At 67.1% G+C, this 23,283-nt stretch carries 21 protein-coding genes; 7 read left to right on the top strand and 14 right to left on the bottom strand.

Features of this window, described 5'->3' with window-relative positions; genetic code table 11:
* Positions 1-16: 16 nt before the first annotated feature.
* Together ACOGXD_RS08805 and ACOGXD_RS08800 are read right to left on the bottom strand one after the other, a co-directional pair.
* Positions 17-868: an LLM class F420-dependent oxidoreductase gene (locus ACOGXD_RS08805; protein WP_419914250.1), complete on the bottom strand. Its 852-nt coding sequence runs from the start codon at positions 866-868 to the stop codon at positions 17-19.
* An 83-nt stretch (positions 869-951) separates the two neighbouring features.
* Positions 952-2,064 carry an LLM class flavin-dependent oxidoreductase gene (locus ACOGXD_RS08800; protein WP_419914248.1) on the bottom strand — a complete coding sequence of 371 codons (1,113 nt, stop codon included), beginning with the start codon at positions 2,062-2,064 and terminating at the stop codon, positions 952-954.
* Positions 2,065-2,258: 194 nt separating this feature from the next.
* Between ACOGXD_RS08800 and ACOGXD_RS08795 the strand changes: the two genes are divergently transcribed.
* The gene (locus tag ACOGXD_RS08795) at positions 2,259-2,975 is read left to right on the top strand and encodes a helix-turn-helix domain-containing protein (RefSeq protein WP_419914246.1); all 717 of its coding nucleotides are present in this window, start codon (positions 2,259-2,261) and stop codon (positions 2,973-2,975) included.
* A 38-nt stretch (positions 2,976-3,013) separates the two neighbouring features.
* Here ACOGXD_RS08795 and ACOGXD_RS08790 read toward each other — a convergent pair whose 3' ends face one another.
* The 3 genes from ACOGXD_RS08790 to ACOGXD_RS08780 are packed head-to-tail and all read right to left on the bottom strand — an operon-like array spanning position 3,014 to position 6,389.
* Positions 3,014-4,297, bottom strand: a complete 1,284-nt coding sequence (locus tag ACOGXD_RS08790) for a CaiB/BaiF CoA transferase family protein (RefSeq protein WP_419914244.1) — start codon at positions 4,295-4,297, stop codon at positions 3,014-3,016.
* The gene (locus tag ACOGXD_RS08785; protein WP_419914243.1) at positions 4,297-5,547 is read right to left on the bottom strand and encodes a CaiB/BaiF CoA transferase family protein; all 1,251 of its coding nucleotides are present in this window, start codon (positions 5,545-5,547) and stop codon (positions 4,297-4,299) included. Before ACOGXD_RS08785 ends, ACOGXD_RS08790 begins: the two co-directional genes overlap by 1 nt.
* 23 nt (positions 5,548-5,570) lie before the next feature.
* Positions 5,571-6,389, bottom strand: a complete 819-nt coding sequence (locus ACOGXD_RS08780) for a lysophospholipid acyltransferase family protein (protein WP_419914241.1) — start codon at positions 6,387-6,389, stop codon at positions 5,571-5,573.
* Between the two features lie 70 nt (positions 6,390-6,459).
* On the opposite strand from ACOGXD_RS08780, the gene ACOGXD_RS08775 reads away from it, so the two are divergent.
* Positions 6,460-7,344 (top strand): MaoC/PaaZ C-terminal domain-containing protein, encoded by an 885-nt coding sequence (locus tag ACOGXD_RS08775; RefSeq protein ID WP_419914239.1) that lies wholly within the window; start codon positions 6,460-6,462, stop codon positions 7,342-7,344.
* Between the two features lie 83 nt (positions 7,345-7,427).
* On the opposite strand, the gene ACOGXD_RS08770 is transcribed toward ACOGXD_RS08775, so the two are convergent.
* Positions 7,428-8,105: a dienelactone hydrolase family protein gene (locus ACOGXD_RS08770; protein ID WP_419914237.1), complete on the bottom strand. Its 678-nt coding sequence runs from the start codon at positions 8,103-8,105 to the stop codon at positions 7,428-7,430.
* An 89-nt stretch (positions 8,106-8,194) separates the two neighbouring features.
* On the opposite strand from ACOGXD_RS08770, the gene ACOGXD_RS08765 reads away from it, so the two are divergent.
* On the top strand, positions 8,195-9,400 hold the full coding sequence (locus ACOGXD_RS08765) for a hypothetical protein (RefSeq protein WP_419914235.1): 1,206 nt from the start codon (positions 8,195-8,197) through the stop codon (positions 9,398-9,400).
* Positions 9,401-9,448: 48 nt separating this feature from the next.
* Here ACOGXD_RS08765 and ACOGXD_RS08760 read toward each other — a convergent pair whose 3' ends face one another.
* The 8 genes from ACOGXD_RS08760 to ACOGXD_RS08725 form a co-directional block, all read right to left on the bottom strand.
* Entirely contained in the window at positions 9,449-10,519 is a 1,071-nt protein-coding gene (locus ACOGXD_RS08760; RefSeq protein WP_419914233.1) for an LLM class flavin-dependent oxidoreductase, read from the bottom strand.
* Positions 10,520-10,604: 85 nt separating this feature from the next.
* On the bottom strand, positions 10,605-11,771 hold the full coding sequence (locus ACOGXD_RS08755; protein WP_419914231.1) for an amidohydrolase family protein: 1,167 nt from the start codon (positions 11,769-11,771) through the stop codon (positions 10,605-10,607).
* A gap of 66 nt (positions 11,772-11,837) precedes the next feature.
* Complete coding sequence (locus ACOGXD_RS08750) at positions 11,838-13,442, bottom strand: ABC transporter ATP-binding protein (RefSeq protein ID WP_419914229.1); 1,605 nt, start codon at positions 13,440-13,442, stop codon at positions 11,838-11,840.
* Positions 13,443-13,527: 85 nt separating this feature from the next.
* Positions 13,528-14,526, bottom strand: coding sequence for a BMP family protein (locus tag ACOGXD_RS08745; protein ID WP_419914227.1), 999 nt, complete (start codon positions 14,524-14,526; stop codon positions 13,528-13,530).
* Between the two features lie 191 nt (positions 14,527-14,717).
* Entirely contained in the window at positions 14,718-15,650 is a 933-nt protein-coding gene (locus ACOGXD_RS08740) for an ABC transporter permease (protein ID WP_419914225.1), read from the bottom strand.
* On the bottom strand, positions 15,647-16,795 hold the full coding sequence (locus ACOGXD_RS08735; protein WP_419914223.1) for an ABC transporter permease: 1,149 nt from the start codon (positions 16,793-16,795) through the stop codon (positions 15,647-15,649). Before ACOGXD_RS08735 ends, ACOGXD_RS08740 begins: the two co-directional genes overlap by 4 nt.
* A gap of 61 nt (positions 16,796-16,856) precedes the next feature.
* Positions 16,857-17,639, bottom strand: coding sequence for an alpha/beta hydrolase (locus ACOGXD_RS08730; RefSeq protein WP_419914221.1), 783 nt, complete (start codon positions 17,637-17,639; stop codon positions 16,857-16,859).
* Between the two features lie 23 nt (positions 17,640-17,662).
* Complete coding sequence (locus ACOGXD_RS08725) at positions 17,663-18,322, bottom strand: O-methyltransferase (RefSeq protein ID WP_419914219.1); 660 nt, start codon at positions 18,320-18,322, stop codon at positions 17,663-17,665.
* 274 nt (positions 18,323-18,596) lie between these two features.
* On the opposite strand from ACOGXD_RS08725, the gene ACOGXD_RS08720 reads away from it, so the two are divergent.
* The 4 genes from ACOGXD_RS08720 (at position 18,597) to ACOGXD_RS08705 (ending at position 23,207) form a co-directional block, all read left to right on the top strand.
* Positions 18,597-18,839, top strand: coding sequence for a hypothetical protein (locus ACOGXD_RS08720; RefSeq protein ID WP_419914217.1), 243 nt, complete (start codon positions 18,597-18,599; stop codon positions 18,837-18,839).
* The gene (locus tag ACOGXD_RS08715) at positions 18,836-19,261 is read left to right on the top strand and encodes a hypothetical protein (protein ID WP_419914215.1); all 426 of its coding nucleotides are present in this window, start codon (positions 18,836-18,838) and stop codon (positions 19,259-19,261) included. Before ACOGXD_RS08720 ends, ACOGXD_RS08715 begins: the two co-directional genes overlap by 4 nt.
* Positions 19,262-19,325: 64 nt before the next feature.
* Positions 19,326-20,996, top strand: a complete 1,671-nt coding sequence (locus ACOGXD_RS08710) for an acyl-CoA carboxylase subunit beta (RefSeq protein ID WP_419914213.1) — start codon at positions 19,326-19,328, stop codon at positions 20,994-20,996.
* A 12-nt stretch (positions 20,997-21,008) separates the two neighbouring features.
* The gene (locus tag ACOGXD_RS08705; protein ID WP_419914211.1) at positions 21,009-23,207 is read left to right on the top strand and encodes an acetyl/propionyl/methylcrotonyl-CoA carboxylase subunit alpha; all 2,199 of its coding nucleotides are present in this window, start codon (positions 21,009-21,011) and stop codon (positions 23,205-23,207) included.
* The last annotated feature ends 76 nt before the right edge of the window (positions 23,208-23,283 follow it).

Below are 23,283 nucleotides of genomic sequence, written 5' to 3'. Positions count from 1 at the left end.
CGCCTATGCCCGCTGATCATGCATCCGCGTAATCAGCGAGGATCTGCCCGTATGTCTCGCCGAGCTGGGGCGGCCTGCGCCCCGGCACCATCACTTGGCTGACGCCGAGCTCGACCAGCTGATCGAGGTGGGCGCGGTCGGTCCCGCCGGTAGTCCACATCTCGATCTCACTTGGGTCGCGTCCCGCGGCCTCGGCATAGCGGCGCGTCGATTCGAAGAGCCCCGCGAGCACCTCAGCAGGCCGTTCGGCCGGGAAGAACACGTCGCCGAGCTCACCGGCGCGCCGGGCGGCGCGGTCGCTGTGGCCGCCTACCAGGATCGGCACCGGCTGCTGGATGGGCTTGGGCTGCGAGTAGACCGGGTCGAAGTCCACGAACTCGCCGTGGAACTCGGCTTCCTCCTCGGTCCACAGCACGCGCAGTGCCGCGATGTACTCGTCGGTGCGCGCACCCCGACGATCAAAGGGCACGCCGAGTGCGTCGAACTCTTCGCGCAGCCATCCCACGCCGATGCCGAAGTCGAAACGGCCGCCGCACAGGCGGTCCAGCGAAGCAATCTCCTTCGCCAGGATCAGGGGGTTGCGCTGGGGCAGGATGAGAATGCCGGTCGCCAGCCGGATGCGGGTGGTCACTGCGGCGGCGTACGCCAGCCAGATGAGCGGGTCTGAGTGATCGAGCTGGCTGGCACCCTTGAACAGGCGCCCCCCGTCGTCGTAGGGATAGGTGGAGCTGTACGACTTCGGCACCACCACGTGCTCGATCGCCCACAGCGAATCGAAGCCGACTTCCTCAGCGGTCTGCGCGGTCTCCTGCGCCGCAGCGCCATCGACGTTGCCCATCAAGTTCGCTGAGATCAGGCCGAATCTCATCTGGAAGCCCCCGTCCGCCGCGCTCGGGCGGCGCGGCGGCGAACATCATGGCCGATCAGCGCCGCGGATTCCCGCGGTGCCTGCTACGCCGCTGCGGCGGCGGTCTCGGTAGCGGCGAGGCCCACGGGCGGGGCGTCCCACTCCTTGATCACGGGCAGCACCTCGGTGGCGAACAGATCGCGGTTGCGGCGGGCCTCGGTCCAGGTCATGCCGGCGTAGGCCAGATTGGGGAAGAACGCGGCCATGCCGATCTTGTCCTTGATGACCTGCAGCTTCTCGAGCACCTGGTCGGGCGTGCCGTAGGGCATGAGACGGGTGAAATCTTCGGCGGCGCCGCGGGCGCCGTGGCGGTCGATGTACTTCGAGATGCCCTCGTAGAACTCGTAGCCCTTGACGCCCTCGTGCGGACGCTTGGGTCCGAACTCGTAGTGCTTCATCACGGTGCCGTAGTAGTTGCCGATGTGCTCCATCGCCTTCTCCTCGGCCCGGTCGGCGTTGGTGTCCACCCAGCAGAACCCGCCTGACAGCGGCGGGGGCGGCGGCGCGGTGTGATGCTTGGCCCACTCGCCGTGGTACGCCGCGAAGTCTGACTCGACGATCTCCCAGGGCTTCTGGGGGATCACCAGCAGGCCGATGCCGAGCTGCGCCATGAGCGGCATGCCCTCAGGCGACACTGCAGCGGCATACGTGCGGCCTTTGAACGAACGCTCCGGGGCGGGGCGGATGTCTCGCCGGGGCTGCTGCACAAACTCGCCGTCGTGCTCCACGTAGCCCTGCTCAAGCCCTTCGATGAGCATCTTGGCGTACTCCAGGAAGCGCTCCCTGCTGGAGTTCATGTCCACCCGGAAGCCCTCGTATTCGATGCGGGCGAGACCGCGACCGATGCCGAGGATCATGCGCCCGCCTGAGAGGTTGTCGAGCATGGTCACCTGCTCGGCCACCCGCATCGGGTCGTGCCACGGAAGCACAATGACGGCGGTGCCGAGCTGCAGGTTCGTGCGGCCGGCGACCCATGTCAGGAACTGCACAGGATCGGGGCACATCGTGTAGTCGGTGAAGTGGTGCTCCACGGTCCAGATCGAGTCGAAGCCGAGGTCCTCGGCTTCCTCGACCATGCGGATCTCCTGCTCCCAGACCTCACGGTCTGAAAGTGCGTTCTCGGGATTCTGGAAGACGGCCGAGTAACCGACGTGCATGACGTGCCCCCTGGGTCTGGCCGCTGATATTGCGGCCAAAATCTAATGTTAGGCAGATTCTCGGACCGCCGCGGCCGTGTGGTCGTGCCTGCTGCGGGGGCGTCCAATGCATGATCAGGGGCCGCGCGGTTAGCGTCACCGTCGAGTCGAACCAGGAGGGCTCGGTAATGGAGACAACGGCGGTAGCGCGCAGCATGCGCGGCTCTGTGGGAATGCTGGCGATGGACTGGCTGATGGACCCGGCCACGCTGGAGAAGGCGGCGCAACGCGGCATGGCTGAGGGGCTGGGGGCATACGCAACCGGCCGGCTGGGCGTGCTCGGCGAATGCCCGGTCGACAACGTGATCGGGGCGGCGTTCTTCTGGAATCCCGACACCATGCGTTCGGCCGTCGAAGCGGGCCGCGCGGTCATGAACCCGTCGCAGGGGGCGCTGATCTGGGCCGACATCTGCACCGAGTACGGCGAGAAGCGGCTCGCCGGGATGGAGGGCGCGGAGCGCTTGGGCGAGCTGCTCGAGCGGGTCGTCGACACGGCGGTCCCCCAGGGTGCGCCGACCTTTGTCGGCTGGCGAGACGTGCCCCGGCCCGGCGAACCCGGCCCGGCCCATGCCTTCTTCATGGCCCAGATCATGCGCGAGCTGCGCTTCGGCCGGCATGCCGTTGCCGTGCAGGCACTGGGCATGGGACCGCTCGAAGCGATCCTGTCGGGTCCAGCTGGCGAATGGAATGCCGAGTTCTTCGGGTGGCCCAAGCCCTACCCCGACGTCAGCGATCTCGGCGATGCCCGCGAGGAGATCGAGTCGCTCACCGACAAGCTGCATGCGCCCGACTTCGAGTGCCTGACGCCCGATGAGCGGGCCGAAGTGCGCGAGCTGGCGAAGGCGGCGCGCTTCCACAATCCCGACGAGTAGCCCCCACCGCGCCTGGCGGCGGCCCCAGTTCAGAAAGATCAGTCGGCGAGCAGATCCTGGTGCTCGCCGAGACGTGGCGCCCGTGTGGCGCGCCACGGCGTGGCTGAGAACCTGTAAGGCGCGCCTGGGTAGGTGACCGGGGTGCCGTCGTGATCGATCTCGACGGGAAAGCCTCGGGCCACGAAGTGCTCGTCGGCCAGCATCTCCTCGGGCGAATAGACGATGCCGCAGGCGAGGCCGATCGACTGCAAGCCCACGAACAGTTCGTGAGCGCCGAGGCGCTCGGCAAGGAAGTTGATGGTGTCGCGGCCAGCTCCGAACACTTCCGCGCTGAGCGGATCGGCGTCGAGGTGGAGGATGTCGATCTGCTCATAGCTCTCACCCAGCTTCAGCAGCTCGGTATAGGGGCACTCGCTGGCTAGGCCCAATTCGGCCAGCCACCCTGAGAGGGCTGCGAACTCGGGTCCGCGCCGGGGCGGCACCCCGGTGTTGAGCCAGCGATCGTCCGCACAACGCACCTGGGTGGGCTCGGAGATCTGCGGAAGGGCGTGGCGGCCGGTCTGGCGCTGCACATCGACCTGCTGGTTCAGCCAGAAGTAGGTCGCGAACTCACAGGTCAGATTGGCGGCAGCGAGCATGGAGACGTCGATGAGCTGCCCGCGGCCTGAATCCTCCCGCCACATCAGCGCTGCCATCAGCGTGGCGACGGCGTAGTGGCAGGCCATCTGCAGGCCCTGGTTGCCGCCGCCCCGGACCGGAGGAATGGTGTGATCGTCGTAGCCGCACGACCACACGGGACCGCCTTCAGCCAGCACGGTGAGATCGGTGGCCGGAGGGTCGGGGCGTTCTCGCCCGTTGTGCGTTATCGACACCCAGATGAGCCGTTCGTTGCGCCCGCTGGCATCGGGCGAGGGCTGGGCTGCGCCGGTCGCCGCGTGCGAAGCCGCGCCGAGCTGGCGCCAGTCGAGCCCGAGGGTTGCCAGGCGGCCGAGCGGCTCGGCTTCGATCACCACGTCGGCGGTGCTCACCAGGCGGCGGAAGTCATCAGCGCCGCCGGTCTCGTCGAGATCGAGCACGACCGAGCGCTTGGAAGTGTTGTAGTGCCACCACCACAGCGCTTGTTCCCGATCATGCTCATCGCCGGCGAACGGCTCGTAGGCGCGCATCGGCGACCCGCCGGGCGGCTCGACCACGATGACATCGGCGCCCATGTCAGCGAGCAGCTTGCCTGCGAGCGCGCATCGTTCTGAGGTCAGCTCGATGACCCGGATACCGTCGAGGGGGCGAGGGCTTGCTGGGGGCGAAGCATCGAACGCAGACATCAGATGACCCCGTCGGCTTCGAGCTCGGCAATCTCGTCGGCGCTGCGGCCGAGCACCTCGCCGAACACGTACCGGTTGTCCTCGCCCAAGCACGCAGCGCCGCGGCCGATCGCCCAGTCGGTCTCCGACAGGCGCACGGGCAGACCCTCGACCCGGGTGTCACCCACGGCGCTGTGCGGAACGGTGACCCACAGACCCCAGTCCTGGGTTCGAGGATCGCCGTCGATGCGCTCGCTCGGGCGCAGCACCGGCGCAGCTGGCACACCCGCCGCGACGAGCGATCCCGCAACCTCGTGCTTGGGGCGGCCGGCCGTCCAGCTGCCGACTAGGCGCTCGATCTCGTCCTCGTGCGCCAGGCGCCCGGCGAGGCGCTCCCATCGCTCGTCGCCCGTCCACGGTTCGCCGACCACGTCTGCGAAACACTGCCAGTCATCGTCGTGGCGCACTGCAATCGCGACCCACTCGTCGTCGCCCTCGCAGGCGAATACGCCGTGTGGTGCCATCGCGGGCGATTGGGATCGGTTGCTGTTGGGCATCCCGCTTCGCCGGGCCGGGCGGCCGTTCACAGTGAAGTCCAGCGTTGCGGCGCCATGGAGCGTTCCTGCTGCCTCGATGCAGGCCAGGTCCACCCATTGGCCCTGACCGGTGCGCCGCCGGTGGAACAGCGCCATCAGGATCGCCGTGGCCATGTAGTAGGCGCCGGTGTGGTCCATGAACGAGTAGCCCCAGCCGGCGGGCGGCAAGTCGGGCAGCCCCGACTGGAACGTGAGACCTGACACGGCCTGCACGATCGGCCCCCACGACCGGAAGCTGCCATAGGGCCCATCGGCACCGAAGCCGCAGTTCGACACATAGACGATGTCGGGCTTGATCCGCCGCAGCGCTTCGTAGCCGAAGCCGAGCCGCTCGAGCACGCCGGCCGCGAAGTTCTCGGTAACGGCGTCGCTGACCGCCACCAGGTCGCGGAGAAGTTCTTTGGCCCGGTCGTCACGCAGGTTGAGCGTGATACCGAGCTTGCCGGCGTTGTGGTTGTTGAACGAGCCTCCGGCTTCGATGCCGCGGTGCTCGCCCACGAATGGCTGGGTGCCTCGCAGGATGTCCCACTTCCCCTGCCGTACCGGGTCTTCGATACGGATCACCTCGGCGCCGAGAGCCGCCAGGATCTTGGTGGCGCCGGCGCCTGCGAGCTGCCCGGTGAAGTCGCAGATGCGGATGCCGGCCAACGCTGCGGGTTCAGCCGTGGGCCACACCGGCGAACGGTGATCCGGCCCGATCACGGTACGAGGTCGCGCATGGGCGTGCGGGCGCGGCCGGGCTCGTTTGCCAACGCTCGCGCGCGCTGCTGGCAGCCTTCGAGGGCATCTCGCAGCGTCGCCGTCCACGCCGTCATGTCCGGCCGCCTGGCACGGCCGCCGTCGGGTCCGGTCGGCGGAGCGAGCGGCTCCCCCACCACGATCGCGACCTGTGTCCGCTTCGGGAACTTTGCGCCGCTGGGCATCGCCTCGCGTGTGCCTGCGATGCCCACCGGCAACACCGGTGCCCCCGACTTCGCAGCCAGCCATGCGGTGCCATCGAAGACGGGGCCGATGTCATCGGAGGGCTGGCGTGTTCCTTCAGGGAAAACCAGCATCGCCTCGCCACCTTTCAGCAGGCCGAGCGCTGCGCGCATCGCATCCAGGTCGGCCTCGCCGCGCCGCACCGGAAACGTGCCGATCGAGCGCATGAACCAGCCGAGCGGCTTGGGCTGGAACAGCTCCTCCTTGCCGAGGTAGCGGACCCGGTGATGGGTGAGGCCGCCGATGAACGGGCCGTCGAGGTGGCTGCGGTGGACCGGCGCGTAGATCAACGGGCCGTCCGCCCGCAAGCGTTCGAACCCGGTGGCGCGCAGCCGGAAGATGCGAAAGAGCAGGATGCGTATGAGCCCCCGTGCCGCTCGCCATGCCAGCAGCCCAGCGAGACCGTCATCGGCCAGCAGTCCGCCCGGCCTGGTCACGTGCCGCAGTCGCTTGCCGATGTCCACACCGTGATTCTGGCGTTTCTCGGCGGTCGCGCGACGACCCGGCTCGCTGAAGTTGCGGCGATATCCGGACATGTCCCCAGGCTGGGCGCCCGCCAGACGGACAGCGCTGACTACTCTCCGCGTGAGAGCGAGGGGAAGCACGATGCCGGTTCCTTCAGACATGGTTGGCGAGGTGATCGGGCCGATCACCCATGACGTGGACGAGCGCTGGACGATGGCCTATGCGGCATCGCTCGGCGACACCCACGATTGCTATTTCGACACGCTGGGCGACGACGGCGTGGTGGCGCACCCGATGTTCGCCGTATGCCCGGAGTGGCCGGTCATCGTGGCAGGCCGCGATATCTCGGACCGCTGGGGCATCACACCCGACGAGGTCCGGCGCTCAGTCCACGCCACGCATGATCTGACGGTGCACCGGCTGGTGCGCCCCGGCGACCATCTCACCACCAGCGTCACGTACACCGGTGTCGAGCAGCGCAAGCCCGGCACCTACCAGACCATGCGCATCGACACTGCCGATGCCGACGGGAACCCGGTTGCCACGACGTACCAAGGCGGGGTGTTCCTCAACGTCGAGACCGCCGGTGGCAACAGGCCCGATCCCGACGCCCCTGCCGAGCCGGACTTCGGCGACCTGCCCGCCGAGCCGCTCGCCGAGATCGGGGTGCCAGTGGCGCACGGGGCAGCGCACGCCTATACCGAGTGCGCCCGCATCTGGAACCCGATCCACACCGACGCTGCGGTCGCCCGCAAGGCCGGGCTGCCGGGCATCATCCTGCACGGCACCGCCACGCTGGCGCTCGGCGTCTCGGCCGTCGTGGACGCCGTCGCCGACGGCAATCCGCACCGCGTCCGCCGGATCGTTTGCCGCTTCCGTGCCATGGTGCTCATGCCCTCGACCATCACCGTCCGCATCTGGGACGTGGTGCCCGTCAGCGACGCAACCGAGGCCGTCCGCTTCGACGTGCTCAACGCCGAAGGCGGCCCCGCGATCGACCGCGGCGTCATCTTCCTGAGCAACTGACCTCAGGCGCCGAGCGACGTCGGCGCCTCGACGTCGCAGAGCCAGTCATCAAGCAGGTCAGTTGGTGCGGCCCCCCGAACGGTTCAGCTCAGGTGTTGAGCGAAATGATCCAGCGTGCGCTGCTTGGCCAGCGCCGCGGCGTCGGGATGAAAGCTGGCTCGGGCGTCGCAGTTGAAGCCGTGATCGGCGCCGTCGTAGATGTGCACGGTGATGTGATCCCAGCGCTCGTCGATGGCATGCACGTTCTCGAGCGGGATGCCGTGGTCCTCGGTGCCGAAGTGCAACAGCAGCGGAGCCGTGGGCCGCTCGTCGAGGTGCGGCATGATCTGCCCGCCGTAGTAGCCCGATGCGGCAGCGATCTTGTCGGCCAGGCGGGCTGAGGCCACGTAGCACATCGAACCGCCCCAGCAGTAGCCGACGATGCCGACCTTGCCGCCGTCGGCAGCACAATCGGCCGCCGCCGAGATGTCGTCCATGACCTGATCCACAGTGAGATCTTCGAAGGCGATCTTGCGGCCGACGTCGATGCCCTCGGCGTTGTAGCCCAGCTCGACGCCGCCTCGCACACGGTCGAAGAGTGCTGGCGCTACCGCCAAGTAGCCGTCGGCTGCGTAGCCGTCGGCCACGCTGCGGATGTGGTCGTTCACCCCGAAGATCTCCTGCACGACCACCACACCGCCTTTCGGCGGCCCCGCCGGCTCGGCTCGGTAGGCGCTGAAGGTCACGCCGTCTGAAGCTGTCAAGGAAATCGTCTGTCCCATGGCGCCAATGTCTAGCGGGCCGGGCCCTGCCGATGGTCTGGCAACTGCCACTTTGGCCGCCATCCCCGCGTTTCCTAAGGTGCTCGGTCATGGACGGTCTCGGTGAGTCACGCCACGAGCACGACCTCGCAGCCGAGCGAAACCGGTGCGAGCGCTGGTTCGTTCGCCAAGGACTGCCGCAGCTGATCCACGACTATTCCGCAACCACCGACGTGCTCACCCGCGCCGCGCCCTTCTTGGCGTTCGTGGTGTTCATCGAGTTCTTCTTGGTATTCGGCGACCGGTGGGCGGGCTGGGCCCAAGCGGGCATCTTCGTGGTGGGCCTGGCGGCAATGGCGGGGGCTATGGCGCTCGTGAACCGCATTCGCGGCCGGCGCCTGTGGCAGCTGCCCGAGCGGTTCGGTCCGTGGGAGGTGCTGGCCTATCTCGGGCTCGGTGCCGTGTTTGCCGGCCTGGGATCGTCCAACGCGGTCATCGTCGATGCGGCCGTCACCTTGGGCCTGAATGTGGTGCTTCTCGGCGGCGCGTATGTGGTGACCAGCTGGGGCCTGGTGCCGATGGTGCGTTGGTCGGTGGGTCAGTTGTGGCGTCAGGTGGGTCAAATGACGACGCTGCTGGCCAAGTCGCTCCCGATCTTGCTGGTGTTCTCCGCGTTCATCTTCCTCAATGCCGAGATGTGGCAGGTGGCCCACGACTTCACACTTCCGTTCTTCGCCATGGTGGCCGGGCTGCTCGTCGCCGTCGGGGCGCTGTTCTTGGGCATCTCTGTGCGGCGCCTTGCCGTGGACCTTGCTCGCTTCTCCTCCTGGGTCGACGTGCGCTCTCGCTGCGCAGACACGCCGGTGACCCACTTGGTGCCTGGCGACGATGCGCCCCCGCCCGACGCGCCGCCGCTGGGACGCCGGGCCCGGTCCAATGTCAGCCTGCTGCTGTTCGTGGCTCAGAGCATCCAGACCGTGCTCGTGGCGGGGATCGTCACCGCCTTCTACGTGCTGTTCGGCATGTTCACCGTGCGCGAGAGCACGTTGATGCAGTGGACCACGTTGAGCCAGCTCACCTGGGCAGAGTCGTGGGCGCTGCGTGTGCCGCTGTGGGGCGAGGAACTGCTGTTCAGCCGCCAGCTGGTGCTGGTGGCGGCCTTCATCGGGCTGTTCTCCGGCCTGCAGTTCGCCGTGTCGGTCGTCCTCGACTCCAGTTATCGCTCAGAGTTCGCCGACGACATGACCGAGGAGCTGCGCGAGGCGCTCGCCGTGCGAGCCGTCTACCACCGAACCTTGGTCAGCGAAACACCCTGAGGCGCTTGCAGCCCGGAGCTAACTCAGCCCATGCTGTGTCTGCCCACCTCAGCCTGACCGCTTGATCAACGACCCGATCTCCTCGGCAGCTCGGTAGCGGGACGCGAAGCTCGGCAGCACCATCAGCTGATCGAGACCGGCAGCCTCAAGCTCGGAAATCTTCTCCACCAACTGATCGGCCTGGCCCACGATGCAGGCTGCTTCAATGAGCTCCGGAGTCGCGAACTGGACCTCGTCGGGGTGCAGATACGTGCCGTGGCCAGCATGGATGCGATAGTGGCGTTCGGCTTCTGGACTCTGCTCCACCAACGCGACGTAGTCGTCCCACACGCTGCGGAGGTGGGGCGGCGGATCGACCCCGAACTGGCGGAAACGCTCATAGGCATAGTGAAGGCCCATCACCGCCATCGGTCCACATTGCTCGACGACACGATCCGAGGTGAGGTCCTCACCCGGCTCGAGCACCGCCATCGCCGTCAACGTCGTCAGCTGGAAGCCGTCCTCGTCGAACTCGCGACCGGCACCGGCGGCGCCGCCTGCAGCATTTGCCAGGCAACGCTCAACTGCACTGCGCTGGGGCGGCACCGCTGCGATCAGGCCGTCACCGTACGCACCGGCGAGGGCCTGCCCCTTCGGCCCGAACGCCGAAACGTGGATCGGCACCGGATCGTTCACGTTGACGAACCCCAGCTCGGCCATCTGGAACGCGACGTCAGTGGTCTTCCCCCCGTGGGTGAACGGTGCTTCTTCGCCCCTGAGCAGTCGACGTGTGGTGTCGAGGAACGCCTCGAACTCGACCAGGCGCGCTGGCTTCCGTGCCATCAGCCGCCACGCCGTGAAGCCGTTACCCACGCCCAGGAACGTTCGACCGGGAGCCAACACGTTGATGGTGGCGATGCTGTGCGCTGTGACCGGCGCGACCCGAGTATCGACGACCGATACACCAGTACCCAGCTTGATGCGCGTGGTGCGGTCGGCTGCCAGTGCCATGCACGAGTAGCAGTCAGACCACAGCATCTGTGAGTCGGCGAACCAGGCCGCATCGAAGCCCAGGTTCTCGGCCCGGACCACCAAGTCGATGTCGTCGATCTTCGAATGCAGACAGATCCCGAACTCCATTGCCCCCCCTTCTTGATGCTGGGTGTGAGAGGCGCTGGCGGTTTGGGGCTACGAGAGCCCCATGCTGTGCCTGATGTTCATGGGGCTACGAGAGCCCCATGAAGCGGCGGGCGTTGGTGTAGACGACCTCGTCGCGCAGGCTGCTCACCTCGTCGTCGAAGCCCTCGAAGGTTTCGTTCAGCTCGGCGAGCGCGCCGGGGAAGGTGCAGTCGTAGTGGGGGTAGTCCGATCCCCACACCACGGTGTGCGCCAGGCCCATCGCAGCGACTTGCTCGAAGGCTTCGCCCTCGCCGGCTTCCATGGTCACGAAGCACTGCTCGGAGAAGATCTCCGTGGGGTCGCGCTTGAGCCGTGGCACGAGGTGGCCCATGGCCTCCTTGTGCTCGTCGAGGCGGTCGAGCCAGTACGGCAGCCAGCCCAAGCCCGACTCGAAGAAGCCCACCCGCAGCATCGGATGGTCGTCGAGCACGCCCGAGGACACCATCTCCATCACCGAGGCCATCTGCTCGAACGGGTGGCAGACCATGTGGACGTAGAACTGGTTCTCGTAGCGGGTCTTGGCGAAGCTCGGCATGCCCGAGCCGAAGCTGCCGTGGATGCCCACGGTCAGGTCGTGGTGCTCGGCGGCCGACCACACCCGGTTCATCTCGTCGGAGAACAGCTCAAGCCCGCGATAGCGCTCGGGGCGGAATGTGATGCCGGTCAGTCCAGCGTTGGCGACCTCTTCGATCACGGCCACAGAGCCGTCGACTGACTGCAGCGGGCACACGCCCATGCCGAACAGCCGGTTCGGATCCTCCGAGCAGAAGTCGGTCATCCAGCGGTTGTAGGCACGGGCATTCTCGACGGCGACGTCTGGGTCGTTGATGTCACCCGAGATCAGCATGAGCGACGGGAACATCAGCGCCGCGTCGAGGCCCTCGTCGTCCATCACCGACAAGCGAGCGGCCGGGTCGTAGCTGCCGGGCACGATGTCGTCCCAGGTGACGTCGGTGCCATAGGCGTGCGGGATGCAGGCCGGCGCGATGCCGTTGCGCAACCTCTTGCCCTCGACGAACATGGCATCGCTGCCGTCACCCATGATCCGGCACTGCGCGATCAGATCCCGATACTTGGGATCGGCGTAGTACTCCCACACCGACGTCGGCTCGGCGATGTGCGCGTCCGCGTCGTACACCGGCACTTTGCCGTTGGCCGGCTTGGGTCCCCGGCTGCGGTCCTGGGTTGCGGATGTGGTCTCGGTCACCGTCATGTCACGGCCTCCCCATTGCCCCTGTGCGCCCATTCTGCCCCACTCCCGAGGCCCGGCGCTCAACGATCAGGCGGGCGCGGGAGCCTCCTCGCTGACTCCGGTCATCAGCAGGCCCACACGGTCGGTGGTGGCTTCCGCGCGCGGCAGATTGCACATGGCCTGGCCCTCGAAGATCACCACGACCCGGTCCGAGAGCTGCAAGGCCTCGTCGAGGTCCTCGGTGATGAGCAGGATCGCTGCGCCGGCTGCGCGCTTCTCCAGCAGGCGTTCGTGCACATACTCGGCTGCGCCGATGTCAATGCCACGGGTCGGCTGTGCCACGACGAGCACGTCGGCGTCGGCCGAGAACTCCCGGGCGATGACGACCTTCTGGATGTTGCCGCCCGACAGGTGCGAGGTCTCGGTGCTCAGCGCCGGGGTCTTCACCGTGAAGCGACGCACCAACTCCCAGCAGCGCTCGGCGATGGTGCCGAACTGGAGCAACCCGCCGCGAACGAAGGGCCGCTTGTTGTAGTCGACGAGCATGAGATTCTCCGACACGCTCATCTCGCCGACGGCGCCGTGGCGCATGCGTTCCTCCGGCACGAACGCCACGCCGCGCCGACGCACCTGTTTCGGCGACGGCGCAGCGATGGTCTCGCCACGAACCTGCACGGTGCCCGATTCGATAGGTCGCAGGCCGAAGATCGCTTCGGCTAGCTCGCGTTGCCCGTTGCCTGACACACCGGCAATGCCGACGATCTCCCCGCTCCCCACCTGCACGGAGAAGTCGTCGAGTGAGATGTTCCCCCGGTCGCCGCGGACGTGAAGGCGGTCCACGACCAGACGCTGGTCGCCGGCGTCCTGATCGGGCACCTCACGGCCCAGCCGCACCTCTCGCCCTACCATCATCGAGGCAAGCCCCTCACGCGTGGTCTCCGCCGGTGTGGTGCGCCCCACGACCTGACCGTCTCGCAGCACGGTGATCTGGTCGGAGATCACCATGACTTCGGCCAGCTTGTGGGAGATGAAGATGAGCCCGCGGCCCTCGTCGGTCAACGACCGCAGCGTGGCAAACAGGTCGTCGACTTCGGGGGGCGTCAGCACCGCCGTCGGCTCGTCGAGGACCAGAAGCCGTGCATCCCGGTAGAGCGCCTTGAGAATCTCCGCCCGCTGTCGCTCGCCGACAGCGAGCTGCCAGATGTACGCATCGGGGTCGATGACGAGCCCGTGGCGTTCGGACACCTCCATCAGCCGCTCACGCACGGGACCCATGTCTGCTAGGCCCCGGCGTCCGTGCAAGCCCAACGCCACGTTCTCGGCCACCGTCAGCGTGGGGACCAGCATGAAGTGCTGGTGGATCATGCCGACGCCGTGTTCGATCGCGGCGGCCGGCGAAGGAATGTCGACCCGCTCCCCACCGATCTTGATCTCACCCTCGTCAGGCCGGTACAGGCCGTAGAGGATCTTCACCAGCGTGCTCTTGCCGGCCCCGTTCTCCCCCAGCAAGGTATGCACCTCGCCGGGCTGGACGACCAAGTCGACGTTCTCATTCGCGACGACGCCCGGGAAGCGCTTGGTGATGCCGGTCATCTCCAGCATCGGCGAGGCCGGGGCCTGGCCCCGCAACTCAGCCGCAGCTGAGTGCGGTTCCGTGGCCCCGGCCGCCGTGTTGTCTGTTGGTTCGACCATCCCCGAAGTGCTGCCGATCAGGCCGGCGGAATCTGCCCGGCGTGTCCGGCTGGTCGGTGCTGGTCGTTCAATGTCGTCCTGCCTGCTATTGGCCGGTCGAAATCGAGCCGTCCACGATGCCCGCGATGGTTGCCTCGGCGGCCTCTTGGACCGCGGCATCGAGGCCATAGCCGTCGTTGAACTCGATGACGATGCCGCCGTTGGCAAGCGTGGCCGTCATCACCTCGCCGCCGAGCGTGCCGCTCTCGATCTTGTCGATCATCTCGTTGAGCAGCACCTCCCAGTGGTACACCTGCGAAGCCACCACAATGCTCTCGCCGAGCGCCGTCTGATTGGCCTGAGTGCCGAACCACGCCACGCCGTGCTCGTTGGCGACGCCGGTCGCACCCACGACCATCTGCGCCGAGCCGGTCAGCACGTCGGCATCGTTGGAGATGTGGGCCTCGGCCGCTTCGGCCGCGAGCGCCACATCGCTGAATGAGTCGGTGTACACGATGTTGGTCGTCACCGACGAGTCCTGTGCCGCTACACCGGCCGCGAAGCCGTCGACGTACAGCTTGGCGTCGCCGACCTCGATCGGGCCGATCACGCCAACCACTCCCGTGCCGGTGATCTGGGCCGCAACGGTGCCCGATACGTACCCGCCCTGATCCGAACGGACCGTGTAGGCGAATACGTTGTCGAGGCCCTTGAAGTCGACCGCGGTGCCCCATGCGAAGGAGGTGTCCGGGAAGTCAGGTGCGATCTCCTCGAGCGGACCGCCGTACTGGCTGCCGTGCGCGATCACTAGGTCAAAGCCGTCCTCGGCATAACCACGGATCGCCGCAGCGGCTTCCTCCACGATGAATGTGCCGTCGGTGACTGCGACTTCGATCTCGCGCGTCCCGCCGACTGCGTTCACTGCATCGACCATGCTCTGCGTGAATGCCAAGTCGTTGCTGGCGCTCGGCGCGACGATGGCGATCCGGATCGGACCCGCTTCTTCCTCGTCGGCGCCGGTGCAGCCCGCAGCGAGCAGCAGTACGACTGCGGCGACCGCTACGAGCTTGGCTACGAGCGATCTGCGTGTGGTGTTTCGGAACATGTGACCCCTCCCGGATCGACCCTGTCGCAGGCTCTCGCCGGATCTGTGCGCTGCAGTACGGCGCGGCTCGGCGGAGCCCCGGGCCTGCAGGCGATGCTAGGCGACCCCGAATGGGCGCGATGCTCCCGTGCCGGCAACGCCCTGCGCGGCCCCATTTGAGGGAACCTTTGAGGGATCCGGTGCGGCTGCCGTCAGTTGTCTCGTTCGAACGGAACCGTCAGAGCAGACGGCGCCCCGATGCGACGGCTGACGAGCACGAGCACCACGATGGTCAGGATTGCAGGCGCCATTGCGGCAATGGTCGAGTTGGCGCCGACGATGATGCCGAGCGTCTTGAGCTGCAGCACGGTGGACGACACGACACCGAACAACAGCGCTCCCGCCATGACACCGCTCGAGCGCCACGCCCCGAAGTACACGAGCGCCACGGCGATGAACCCCTGCCCCGAGGTGAGGTTCTGCTGGAAGATGCCGACGTCAAGAGCCAAGGTGCCGCCCGCGAGGCCCGCCATGACGTTGCCGATGATGATCGCCTGCGTGCGCACCACGTTGACTCGCACGCCAAGGGTGTCGGCAGCCTCGGGCGTCTCGCCCACGGCTCGCACGTTGAGTCCGAAGGTCGTGCGGTTCATGGCGAACCACACGACCGGCACCAGGGCGAACGCTACGTAGGTGAGCACGCTGTGCTGGAAGAACAGCTCTCCTACCACCGGCAAGTCCGAGAGCCCGCCCATGTCGAGGCCCCGGAGGCCGTCGATCGGCACCGGCGTGCCCACTTGCTGACGGAAGAGCAGATCGGTGAAGCCGAGACCGAACAGGAAGATGCCGATGCCGCTGATGCCCTGGGTGGCATGCATGACCACCGTGATGAAGGCGTACACGACGCCCATCGCTGCCCCGGCAGCCATGGCCGCAATCACGCCAGCGACGACACTGCCGGTCCGCAGCGCCGTGATGTAGGCGGCATACGCGCCGATGAGCATCACGCCTTCGACGCCCAGATTCAGCACGCCGGCTCGTTGACCGATGGTCTCGCCCAGTGCCGACAGCAAGAATGGCGTCGCAAGCCGGATGCCGGACGCCAAGGTGGCGACGAGCACGCTGACGGTGAAGAAATCGCTCACGCCCGGCCTCCGTAGCTCGAGACCTCGCCCGCCCACGTCCTGAGCCGGTCACGCAGTCGCAGGCTCCCCACCACGAAGACCACCACGACGCCGTTCAGCGCCACCACCAGAGCGGCGGGCACTTGGACTGCCCGTTGCATGTCGCTGCCGCCGGTGAGCATTCCCCCGAACAAGAACGACGCAGGCACCGTGAAGATCGGATGGAGCGCACCGAACAGAGCCGCCACGATGCCGTTGAAGCCGGCGTTCTGTGTGAACGCCGCCGCGCCGCCCTCACCGATCAGCCGGTGCGATTCGCTGCCGAACACCAGCACTGCCCCGGCGATGCCGCAGCAGGCCCCGCTGAACGCCAGCGCCTGGGTGACGCTCTTGCGGACGGCCATGCCGGCGTATTGAGATGCATCGGGGTTGTGGCCGACGGCCCGCAATCGCATGCCGAGCGCGCTGCGGAACAGCAGGAGGTAGCCCAACACTGCGACCAGGATCGCGATGAGCACGCCGATGTGCAGCCGGGTTCCTCCTGGGAGCAGCGGCAAGTCGGCGTTGGGGCTGAGCCGGCGCGTCTGCTGGATCTTGATGGCGCCCGGCTCGATCAGGAGATCCTGAAGCAGGAAGCTCAGGAAGTGGAACGCAACGAGGTTCATCATGATGGTGGACAAGATCTCGTTGACACCCGCATAGGCCTTGAGCGCCCCGGGAATCGCACCCCAGAAGCCGCCGCCGATCGCTCCCGCCACGATCACCATGGGCACCAGCAACACCCGCGGCACGTCGTCGAAGGCCATAGAAGTGACCGTGGCAGCGATCGCGCCCAGAATGATCTGACCCTCGCCGCCGATGTTGATCACGTCGGTACGGAATGCGATGCAGATGCCGACACCGACGAGAGCCAAAGGCATCGCCCGCACCGCAGTGTCGGCGAGGTTGTCGGCGCTGCCGAAGGCACCCGTGACCAGTTCGCCGTATGCCACCAGGGGGTTTGCACCGAAGGCGAGCAGCATGATGGCGCCCACCAGCAGGGCAGCGACCGCAGCGAATGCGGGCACGGCGACGCCCACGAAGGGACGCATAATGCGCGCCAACCGGCTGACGGCCATATCGCCAGACGCGTCTATGTCATCGGCTTCTGGTGCTGTGCGCGCCATCCCCCCGTCGCCTTCTGCGTTCCCGCTCGCGATCACGCGAACTTAGAGCGTGCGCAGGGGGTCAGTCGGCGTAGAGCACCCGGAGCCCCCGGCTGACGGCCGGGCCGACCACCGTGTTGTGGTTCTCGCCGGGAAAGACATGCCAGGTCAGATCAATGTTGCGGTAGCCGCGGGCAGAGAATTGATCGTGGAATCTGGCCTGGGGCGAGTACTCGTCGGTCTCGTTCTCGCCCATCGACATGAAGATCTTCACGTCAGGATCGCCGCCCGCCTCGGCGTGCTCGGCCTCGAGTCGGAACATGACCTCGTAGTCCCACCACACCGACGGGCTGGCCAGCAGGTAACGGGCGAACATGTCGGGTGCGTTGAACAGCACGTGCAGGCCGAAGAGCGCCGTGAACGAATGGCCGACGTAGGTGGGTTCACCGACGTGGTACCGGTCGTACAGCAGCGGCATCACGTCGCTGGCGAGCCACTGGCGGAAGGGCTCGGCCTGGCCGGTTTCGGCGGCTGGTGCGCGAATGCCGGTCATCGGCGGGGCCTCCGCCGGTGTCACCGTGTAGTCGATCGCGCGCAGGTCGAGCATCTCGCGCATGTCTGCCGTGTCGTGCGCGATGCCGGCGACAACACAGCGCGGCGTCTCCCGCGACATCGACAGGATGCGGGTGGTGTCGACCGCCGTGCCGAAGGTCCACGGCGCGTCGCAACAGACAACCAGCGGGTACGGGTTCGTCGCGTCGGGTCGGTAACCCATCGGGAGCGCCACCCAGAGCTGGTAGCTCCGACCGGCATCGCTCCGGTGCAGGATGTGCGTCTCGATGGGCCAAGCGACCTGATCGTTCACGGCCGGGATGCTATTGCGGGGGGCTATTGCTTGGGGCTGATCATCGTCAGGCCGTCGCCGATCGGCAGCAGCACAGAGCGCGTGCGCTCATCAGCGGCAACGTGTTCGTTGAACGCACGCATCGCCTCGGTGGCTTCGTCGTCGCTGGCGGCGTCAGCAACCGTGCCGCCCCGCAGCACGTTGTCGACCAAGATCACGCCGCCGGGCGAGAGCCGGCAGACGATCTCGTCGTAGTAGGCGGGATAGCTGGACTTGTCCGCGTCGATGAACGCCAAGTCGATGAGCCGTTCCGGCGGCAGCGCACGCAGCGTGTCGAGTGCCGGCCCGATTCGGAGATCGATGCGATCCGCCACGCCGGCGCGCTCCCAATACCGGCGGGCAATCGACGTCCATTCCTGGGACACGTCGCAGCAGATGAGCTGTGCTCCCGGTTCGAGGGCACTGGCGACGCACAAGGCTGAGTACCCGGTGAAGGTGCCCACCTCCACCGCGAGCCGGGGGCGAAGCGCCGTCGCCAGCACGGTCATGAACGCACCTTGCAGCGGGCCGATCTGCATGCCAGCGACCCGGCCGAGCGACGCCGTCTCGGCGATCAGCTCACGCTGCACCTCGGTGGGCTGCAGCGAATGCGCCGCCGCATAGAGCGCAGCTTGTTCTTCCACGAACGCCGAGTCCCGCGACACCCGGGCGAGGTTATGTTGCACAGATGGACCGTCGGCATGTTCAGCCGCATGTACCTCGAAGGGTGCAAGGAACTCCAGATTGACCCCGTCGCCCCAGCACCAGGTCCAGCGTCAAGTCGTCAGTCGACGTAGGGAACGAACTGGCTTCGGTTGACGGCCGAGCCGATAGCCGTGCCTTGTGCGCTAGGTCGGCGCGTCGAGGCGCACACCGCATCGTGGTCTGAATTGAGCCGTTGACAAAGCAACAAAGAAATTCACCTTGTACACTCGGGTCATGGCGAACACGGGAACGTTGAAGGTGTCGTCCCGGGGGCAGATGAGCCTTCCTGCGACAGCCCGCCACCACTGGGGCCTGAGCGAGGGCGGCGAGGTCGGCTACCTCGATCTTGGCAGCCTGCTGCTTTTGGTACCAGGAGGAGTCGAAGAACTGCGCTCCCAGCTGCTCGGTGCCATCACCGACGAGGTATGGGCAGAGGCGGCTGCCGGCTTCGGCGACCCCGAGCTGTCCAGCGAGTGACCCAGCTCGTCGACGACAAGGTTCTCGCCAACCTGCTGCAAGGGCGGACCACGCCGCATCTGCATCCGGATCGAGCCGTCTACACCACTGGTTGCTGGTATGTGCGCCTCTGTCAGGCTGCACTCAGTCCGGCGGTCAGCGGGGTGCTCTCGGGCGCGTTCGCCGAACTGCCTCCAAGCCTGCGCAGCCGTGCATTGGAATCACTGTCGGAACTCCCCGCCGAGATCGGATTGGTGAGCATGAGAACCATCGCGCCGCTGATCGGCCGACTGCGCAGCCGCCACCGAAAGCTCAACCTGTTGTCGATCGAGGCATTGGCGGCGGCCCTGCATCTCGGTGCCGAGGTTTGCTTGGGCACGCCCTCGCCTCCACTGCAGGCAGCTCTCATCGCTGAGGGACGTCAAGTCGTCATCGTGAACTAACGCGTAGGTAGGCAAAGGCGGGCTGGGTCATGCAGAATTCGGCAGTTCGCGTCTGAGGTCCCTGATGGCCGGGGCACAGGCCCGAGCGCTGCGAGCCTGCGGGAGTCACATGCCGGTACTGCGATCCCACATCGACACCTCCGCTGAGTGGTTCACGAAGAACTGCGACGACATGCGCGAGCAGCTCGCAGAGCTCGACGAGCTGCAGCAGCAGGCTGCGGCCGGCGGCGGGCCTCGGGCTATGGCACGCATGCGCAGCCGCGACAAGATGCCGGTGCGCGAACGCATCGCCATGGTGCTCGACCGCGACTCGCCGTTCTTCGAGATCAGCTCGCTGGCCGGCTACTGCTCGAACTACGCCGTCGGCGGCGGGCTGGTGATGGGCATCGGCGTCGTGAACGGCGTCGAGTGCATGATCGAGGGCAACGACCCCACCGTGCTGGGCGGGGCCATCACGGTGTTTGCGGGCCGCAAGATCATGCGGGCCATCGAGATCTGCCGCGACAACCGCATGCCCTACATCCAGTTCGTGGAGTCGGCGGGCGGCGACCTGCGCGGCGACGACGACCCTGAGCGCCAGATGCTCGAGCAGGAGAGCCACTTCGCCGAATCCGGCCGGCTGTTCTATGACGTCACCGAGCTGTCGAAGATGAAGATCCCCTCGATCTCGGTGGTGTTCGGCAGCTCCACCGCCGGGGGCGCCTACCAGCCCGGCATGAGCGACTACAACATCTTCATCCGCAACCAGTCCAAGGTCTTCCTGGGCGGACCCCCGCTGGTGAAGATGGCCACCGGCGAGGACTCCGACGACGAGACGCTCGGCGGGGCGCAGATGCACGCCGAGATCTCGGGCCTCGCCGACTACCTGGCGGAGGACGAGGCCGATGCGCTGCGCATCTGCCGCGAGGTCGTGGCGCACCTGAACTGGCGCAAGCTGGGCCCGGGCCCGACCATGCCGGCCGATCCCCCGGTCCACGATCCCGAAGAACTGCTCGGCCTGATGCCGCGGGATCTGCAGGCCATGATCGACTGCCGCGAGGTCATCGCCCGCATCGCCGACGGCTCCCGCTTCGAGGAGTTCAAGGCCCGCTACGGCACCACGCTCATCTGCGGCTGGGCCTCCGTGCACGGCTTCCCCGTGGGGATCCTGGGCAACAACGGCCCGCTGTTCAGCGACAGCTCCGAGAAGGCCACGCAATTCATCCAGCTCTGCAACCAGCAGGACATTCCGCTGGTGTTCCTGCAGAACATCACTGGCTACATGGTCGGCAAGGACTTCGAGCAGGGCGGGATCGTCAAGAACGGCTCCAAGATGATCAACGCCGTGTCCAACTCGATGGTGCCGCACATCACCGTCATCCTGGGCAACAGCTATGGCGCGGGGAACTACGGCATGTCGGGTCGGGCGTTCAACACCCGATTCACCTACCTGTGGCCGACCGCCAAGATCGCCATCATGGGGCCCAAGCAGATCGCAGGCGTCATGTCGATCGTGCGGCGGGGCCAGGCGATGCGCCGCGGCATCGAGTTCGACGAGGAAGCCGACCGCAAGATCACTGAGCAGGTGGAGCACTATCACGAGCTGAAGTCGCTGGCCCCCTACGCCAGCGGGCGCGTCACCGATGACGGTGTCATCGACCCCCGTGATACCCGTGACGTGATCGCGATGTCGCTGTCTGCCTGCCACAACAACGTGGTGAAAGGCGCCGATGGGTTCGGCGTCTTCCGGATGTAAGGGCGGCTGGGCATGACTGATTCTGAGCTTCGACCGATCCGGCGACTGCTCGTGGCCAACCGTGGCGAGATCGCCCGCCGAGTCTTCCGTACCGCACAAGCGATGGGCATCTCCACGGTCGCGGTCTATGCCGACGGCGACGCTGAGGCGCCCTTCGTGACCGACGCCGACCTGTCCGTGCCGCTCGGCGGCCGGACGGCGACCGACTCATACCTGTCCATCGACAAGGTGATCGCCGCGGCCGAGAACAGTGCCGCCGATGCCGTGCACCCGGGCTACGGCTTCCTGTCCGAGAACGCCGACTTCGCCCAGGCGGTCATCGACGCCGGCCTGATCTGGGTGGGGCCTGCGCCGGAGGCGATTGCGGCCATGGGCGACAAGCTGGCCGCCAAGGAATCGATGATCGCTGCCGGTGTGCCGACGCTGCCGTCGGTGCCGGTGGCTGACTCGACGTCGGGCGATGACCTGGCTGCTGCCGGCACCGAAGTGGGCTACCCCCTGCTGGTCAAGGCATCGGCGGGCGGCGGCGGCAAAGGCATGCGCATCGTCGATGCCGCCGACACCCTCGCTGACGCTGTCGCCGCTGCCCGGCGCGAGGCTGCTGGCGCATTCGGCGACGACACGGTGTTCTTGGAGCGTTACCTGCCCGCGCCGCGCCACGTGGAGATCCAGGTGCTCGGCGACACTCACGGCAACCTCGTGCATTGTTTCGAGCGGGAATGCTCCATCCAGCGGCGCCATCAGAAGGTCATCGAGGAGGCACCGTCGCCCGCCGTGACGCCGGCGCTGCGCGACCGCATGGGCGCCGCAGCCGTCGCGGCCGTTCGCTCGATCGGCTACCACTCGGCCGGCACCGTCGAGTTCCTGCTCGAGGGCAGCGGCGACGACGCCGAGTTCTGGTTCCTCGAGGTCAACACCCGCCTGCAGGTCGAGCATCCAGTCACCGAGGAGATCACGGGCCTCGACTTGGTCCGGGAGCAGATCCGCATCGCGGCCGGCGAACCGCTGGGCTATGGCCAGGAAGACTTGACCATCCGCGGGCATGCCACCGAAGCCCGCCTGTACGCGGAGGATCCCGCCAGCGGTTTCCTGCCCGCCACCGGAACGGTCGAACTGTGGACCCCTGCACGCGAGCCGCAGGCACGTTTCGATTCCGGCATCGAGATGGGGTCGGTGGTCGGCACCGAGTTCGACCCGATGCTGGCCAAGGTGATCGTGGCGGCGCCCACGCGCTCAGAGGCCGCACTCGGACTGGCGTCGGCACTCGACCGCACACGATTGGGCGGCGTGGTCACCAATCGTGACTTCCTGTCTGCCGTGCTGCGCAGCGATGAGTTCCTGGCCGGCGACACCACGACGGATTTCATCGAGCGAACCGGGCTCGCGGGCGAATCGCCGCACCAGGGCCAGTTCCTTCACGCGGCGGCATCGGCGGTGGCGCTGGTGTCACAAGCCCGCAATCGGTCTCAGGCGACCGCACTGAACTTCATGAGCTCCGGCTACCGCAACAGCGTGATGCCCGACGAGGTGCTGCCGCTGACAGCGCTCGATCCGTCCGCAGGCGATAACGATGCGAGCGTGACCTACCGGCGGCAGCGAGATGGCAGCTACCGGCTGCGAGTCGCCCCGCTGCGGGCGGACGCGCCGTACGCCCCTCCCGACGACAGTGATGCGCCGTCGGGCGAAGATGCCAACCGCGACAGCCACGACGGCAATCTGCCGGAGGCCAGCGAGTTCGTCGTTCGGCCCCACTCAATCCAGATCCACGCCATCAAAGACGATCACATCCGGATCGACGCAGGCGGCGGGGCAGCCGACGCACCGCCCGCTGAGGAATTCGACGCGGAGCTCGATGTCGAGACCGGCAGCATGCGGGGCACCTGGCAGGTCAGCAGGCGCCGCCACAACTGGTATGTGACCGGACCGCTCACGGGTTCGGTGACCCTGCGGGAACGGTCCCGATTCCCCGATCCCGATGCCGAAGCAGTCGAAGGCGGCTTGGTCGCCCCGATGCCCGGCAAAGTGCTGATGGTCGACGTGCAGCCCGGCGACCGGGTGGCCGCCGGCCAGGTGCTCGTGGTGATGGAAGCCATGAAGATGGAGCACCAGATCACCGCACCAGCAGACGGCGAGGTGAGCGAGGTACGGGCTGCGGTCGGCGACCAGGTTGACAACGGCGAGCTGCTGGTCGTGATCGCGGCTGACAGCTAGCAATCTGACGAAGGTGCCGATGACAACGGTGCAATAGCGTCGGCCTTCCGATCCTCGAACGAGAGATTCCGGCTAC

Source organism: Candidatus Poriferisodalis sp. (genome assembly GCF_965204125.1).
In the GTDB taxonomy this organism is placed as follows: Bacteria; Actinomycetota; Acidimicrobiia; order Acidimicrobiales; family Poriferisodalaceae; genus Poriferisodalis.
Note: the sequence above shows the minus strand (reverse complement) of the source record. Positions and strands in the feature narration are given on the sequence as shown.

Bases quoted from the DNA above. Each gene is read 5' to 3' on its own strand.
- ACOGXD_RS08795 (WP_419914246.1), top strand. From the start codon at position 2,259: ATGCGCGGCTCTGTGGGAATGCTGGCGATGGACTGGCTGATGGACCCG.
- ACOGXD_RS08720 (WP_419914217.1), top strand. From the start codon at position 18,597: ATGGCGAACACGGGAACGTTGAAGGTGTCGTCCCGGGGGCAGATGAGC.
- ACOGXD_RS08705 (WP_419914211.1), top strand. From the start codon at position 21,009: ATGACTGATTCTGAGCTTCGACCGATCCGGCGACTGCTCGTGGCCAAC.
- ACOGXD_RS08750 (WP_419914229.1), bottom strand. From the start codon at position 13,442: ATGGTCGAACCAACAGACAACACGGCGGCCGGGGCCACGGAACCGCAC.
- ACOGXD_RS08775 (WP_419914239.1), top strand. From the start codon at position 6,460: ATGCCGGTTCCTTCAGACATGGTTGGCGAGGTGATCGGGCCGATCACC.
- ACOGXD_RS08805 (WP_419914250.1), bottom strand. From the start codon at position 868: ATGAGATTCGGCCTGATCTCAGCGAACTTGATGGGCAACGTCGATGGC.
- ACOGXD_RS08765 (WP_419914235.1), top strand. From the start codon at position 8,195: ATGGACGGTCTCGGTGAGTCACGCCACGAGCACGACCTCGCAGCCGAG.
- ACOGXD_RS08710 (WP_419914213.1), top strand. From the start codon at position 19,326: ATGGCCGGGGCACAGGCCCGAGCGCTGCGAGCCTGCGGGAGTCACATG.
- ACOGXD_RS08790 (WP_419914244.1), bottom strand. From the start codon at position 4,297: ATGTCTGCGTTCGATGCTTCGCCCCCAGCAAGCCCTCGCCCCCTCGAC.
- ACOGXD_RS08780 (WP_419914241.1), bottom strand. From the start codon at position 6,389: ATGTCCGGATATCGCCGCAACTTCAGCGAGCCGGGTCGTCGCGCGACC.
- ACOGXD_RS08745 (WP_419914227.1), bottom strand. From the start codon at position 14,526: ATGTTCCGAAACACCACACGCAGATCGCTCGTAGCCAAGCTCGTAGCG.
- ACOGXD_RS08770 (WP_419914237.1), bottom strand. From the start codon at position 8,105: ATGGGACAGACGATTTCCTTGACAGCTTCAGACGGCGTGACCTTCAGC.
- ACOGXD_RS08760 (WP_419914233.1), bottom strand. From the start codon at position 10,519: ATGGAGTTCGGGATCTGTCTGCATTCGAAGATCGACGACATCGACTTG.
- ACOGXD_RS08755 (WP_419914231.1), bottom strand. From the start codon at position 11,771: ATGACGGTGACCGAGACCACATCCGCAACCCAGGACCGCAGCCGGGGA.
- ACOGXD_RS08735 (WP_419914223.1), bottom strand. From the start codon at position 16,795: ATGGCGCGCACAGCACCAGAAGCCGATGACATAGACGCGTCTGGCGAT.
- ACOGXD_RS08800 (WP_419914248.1), bottom strand. From the start codon at position 2,064: ATGCACGTCGGTTACTCGGCCGTCTTCCAGAATCCCGAGAACGCACTT.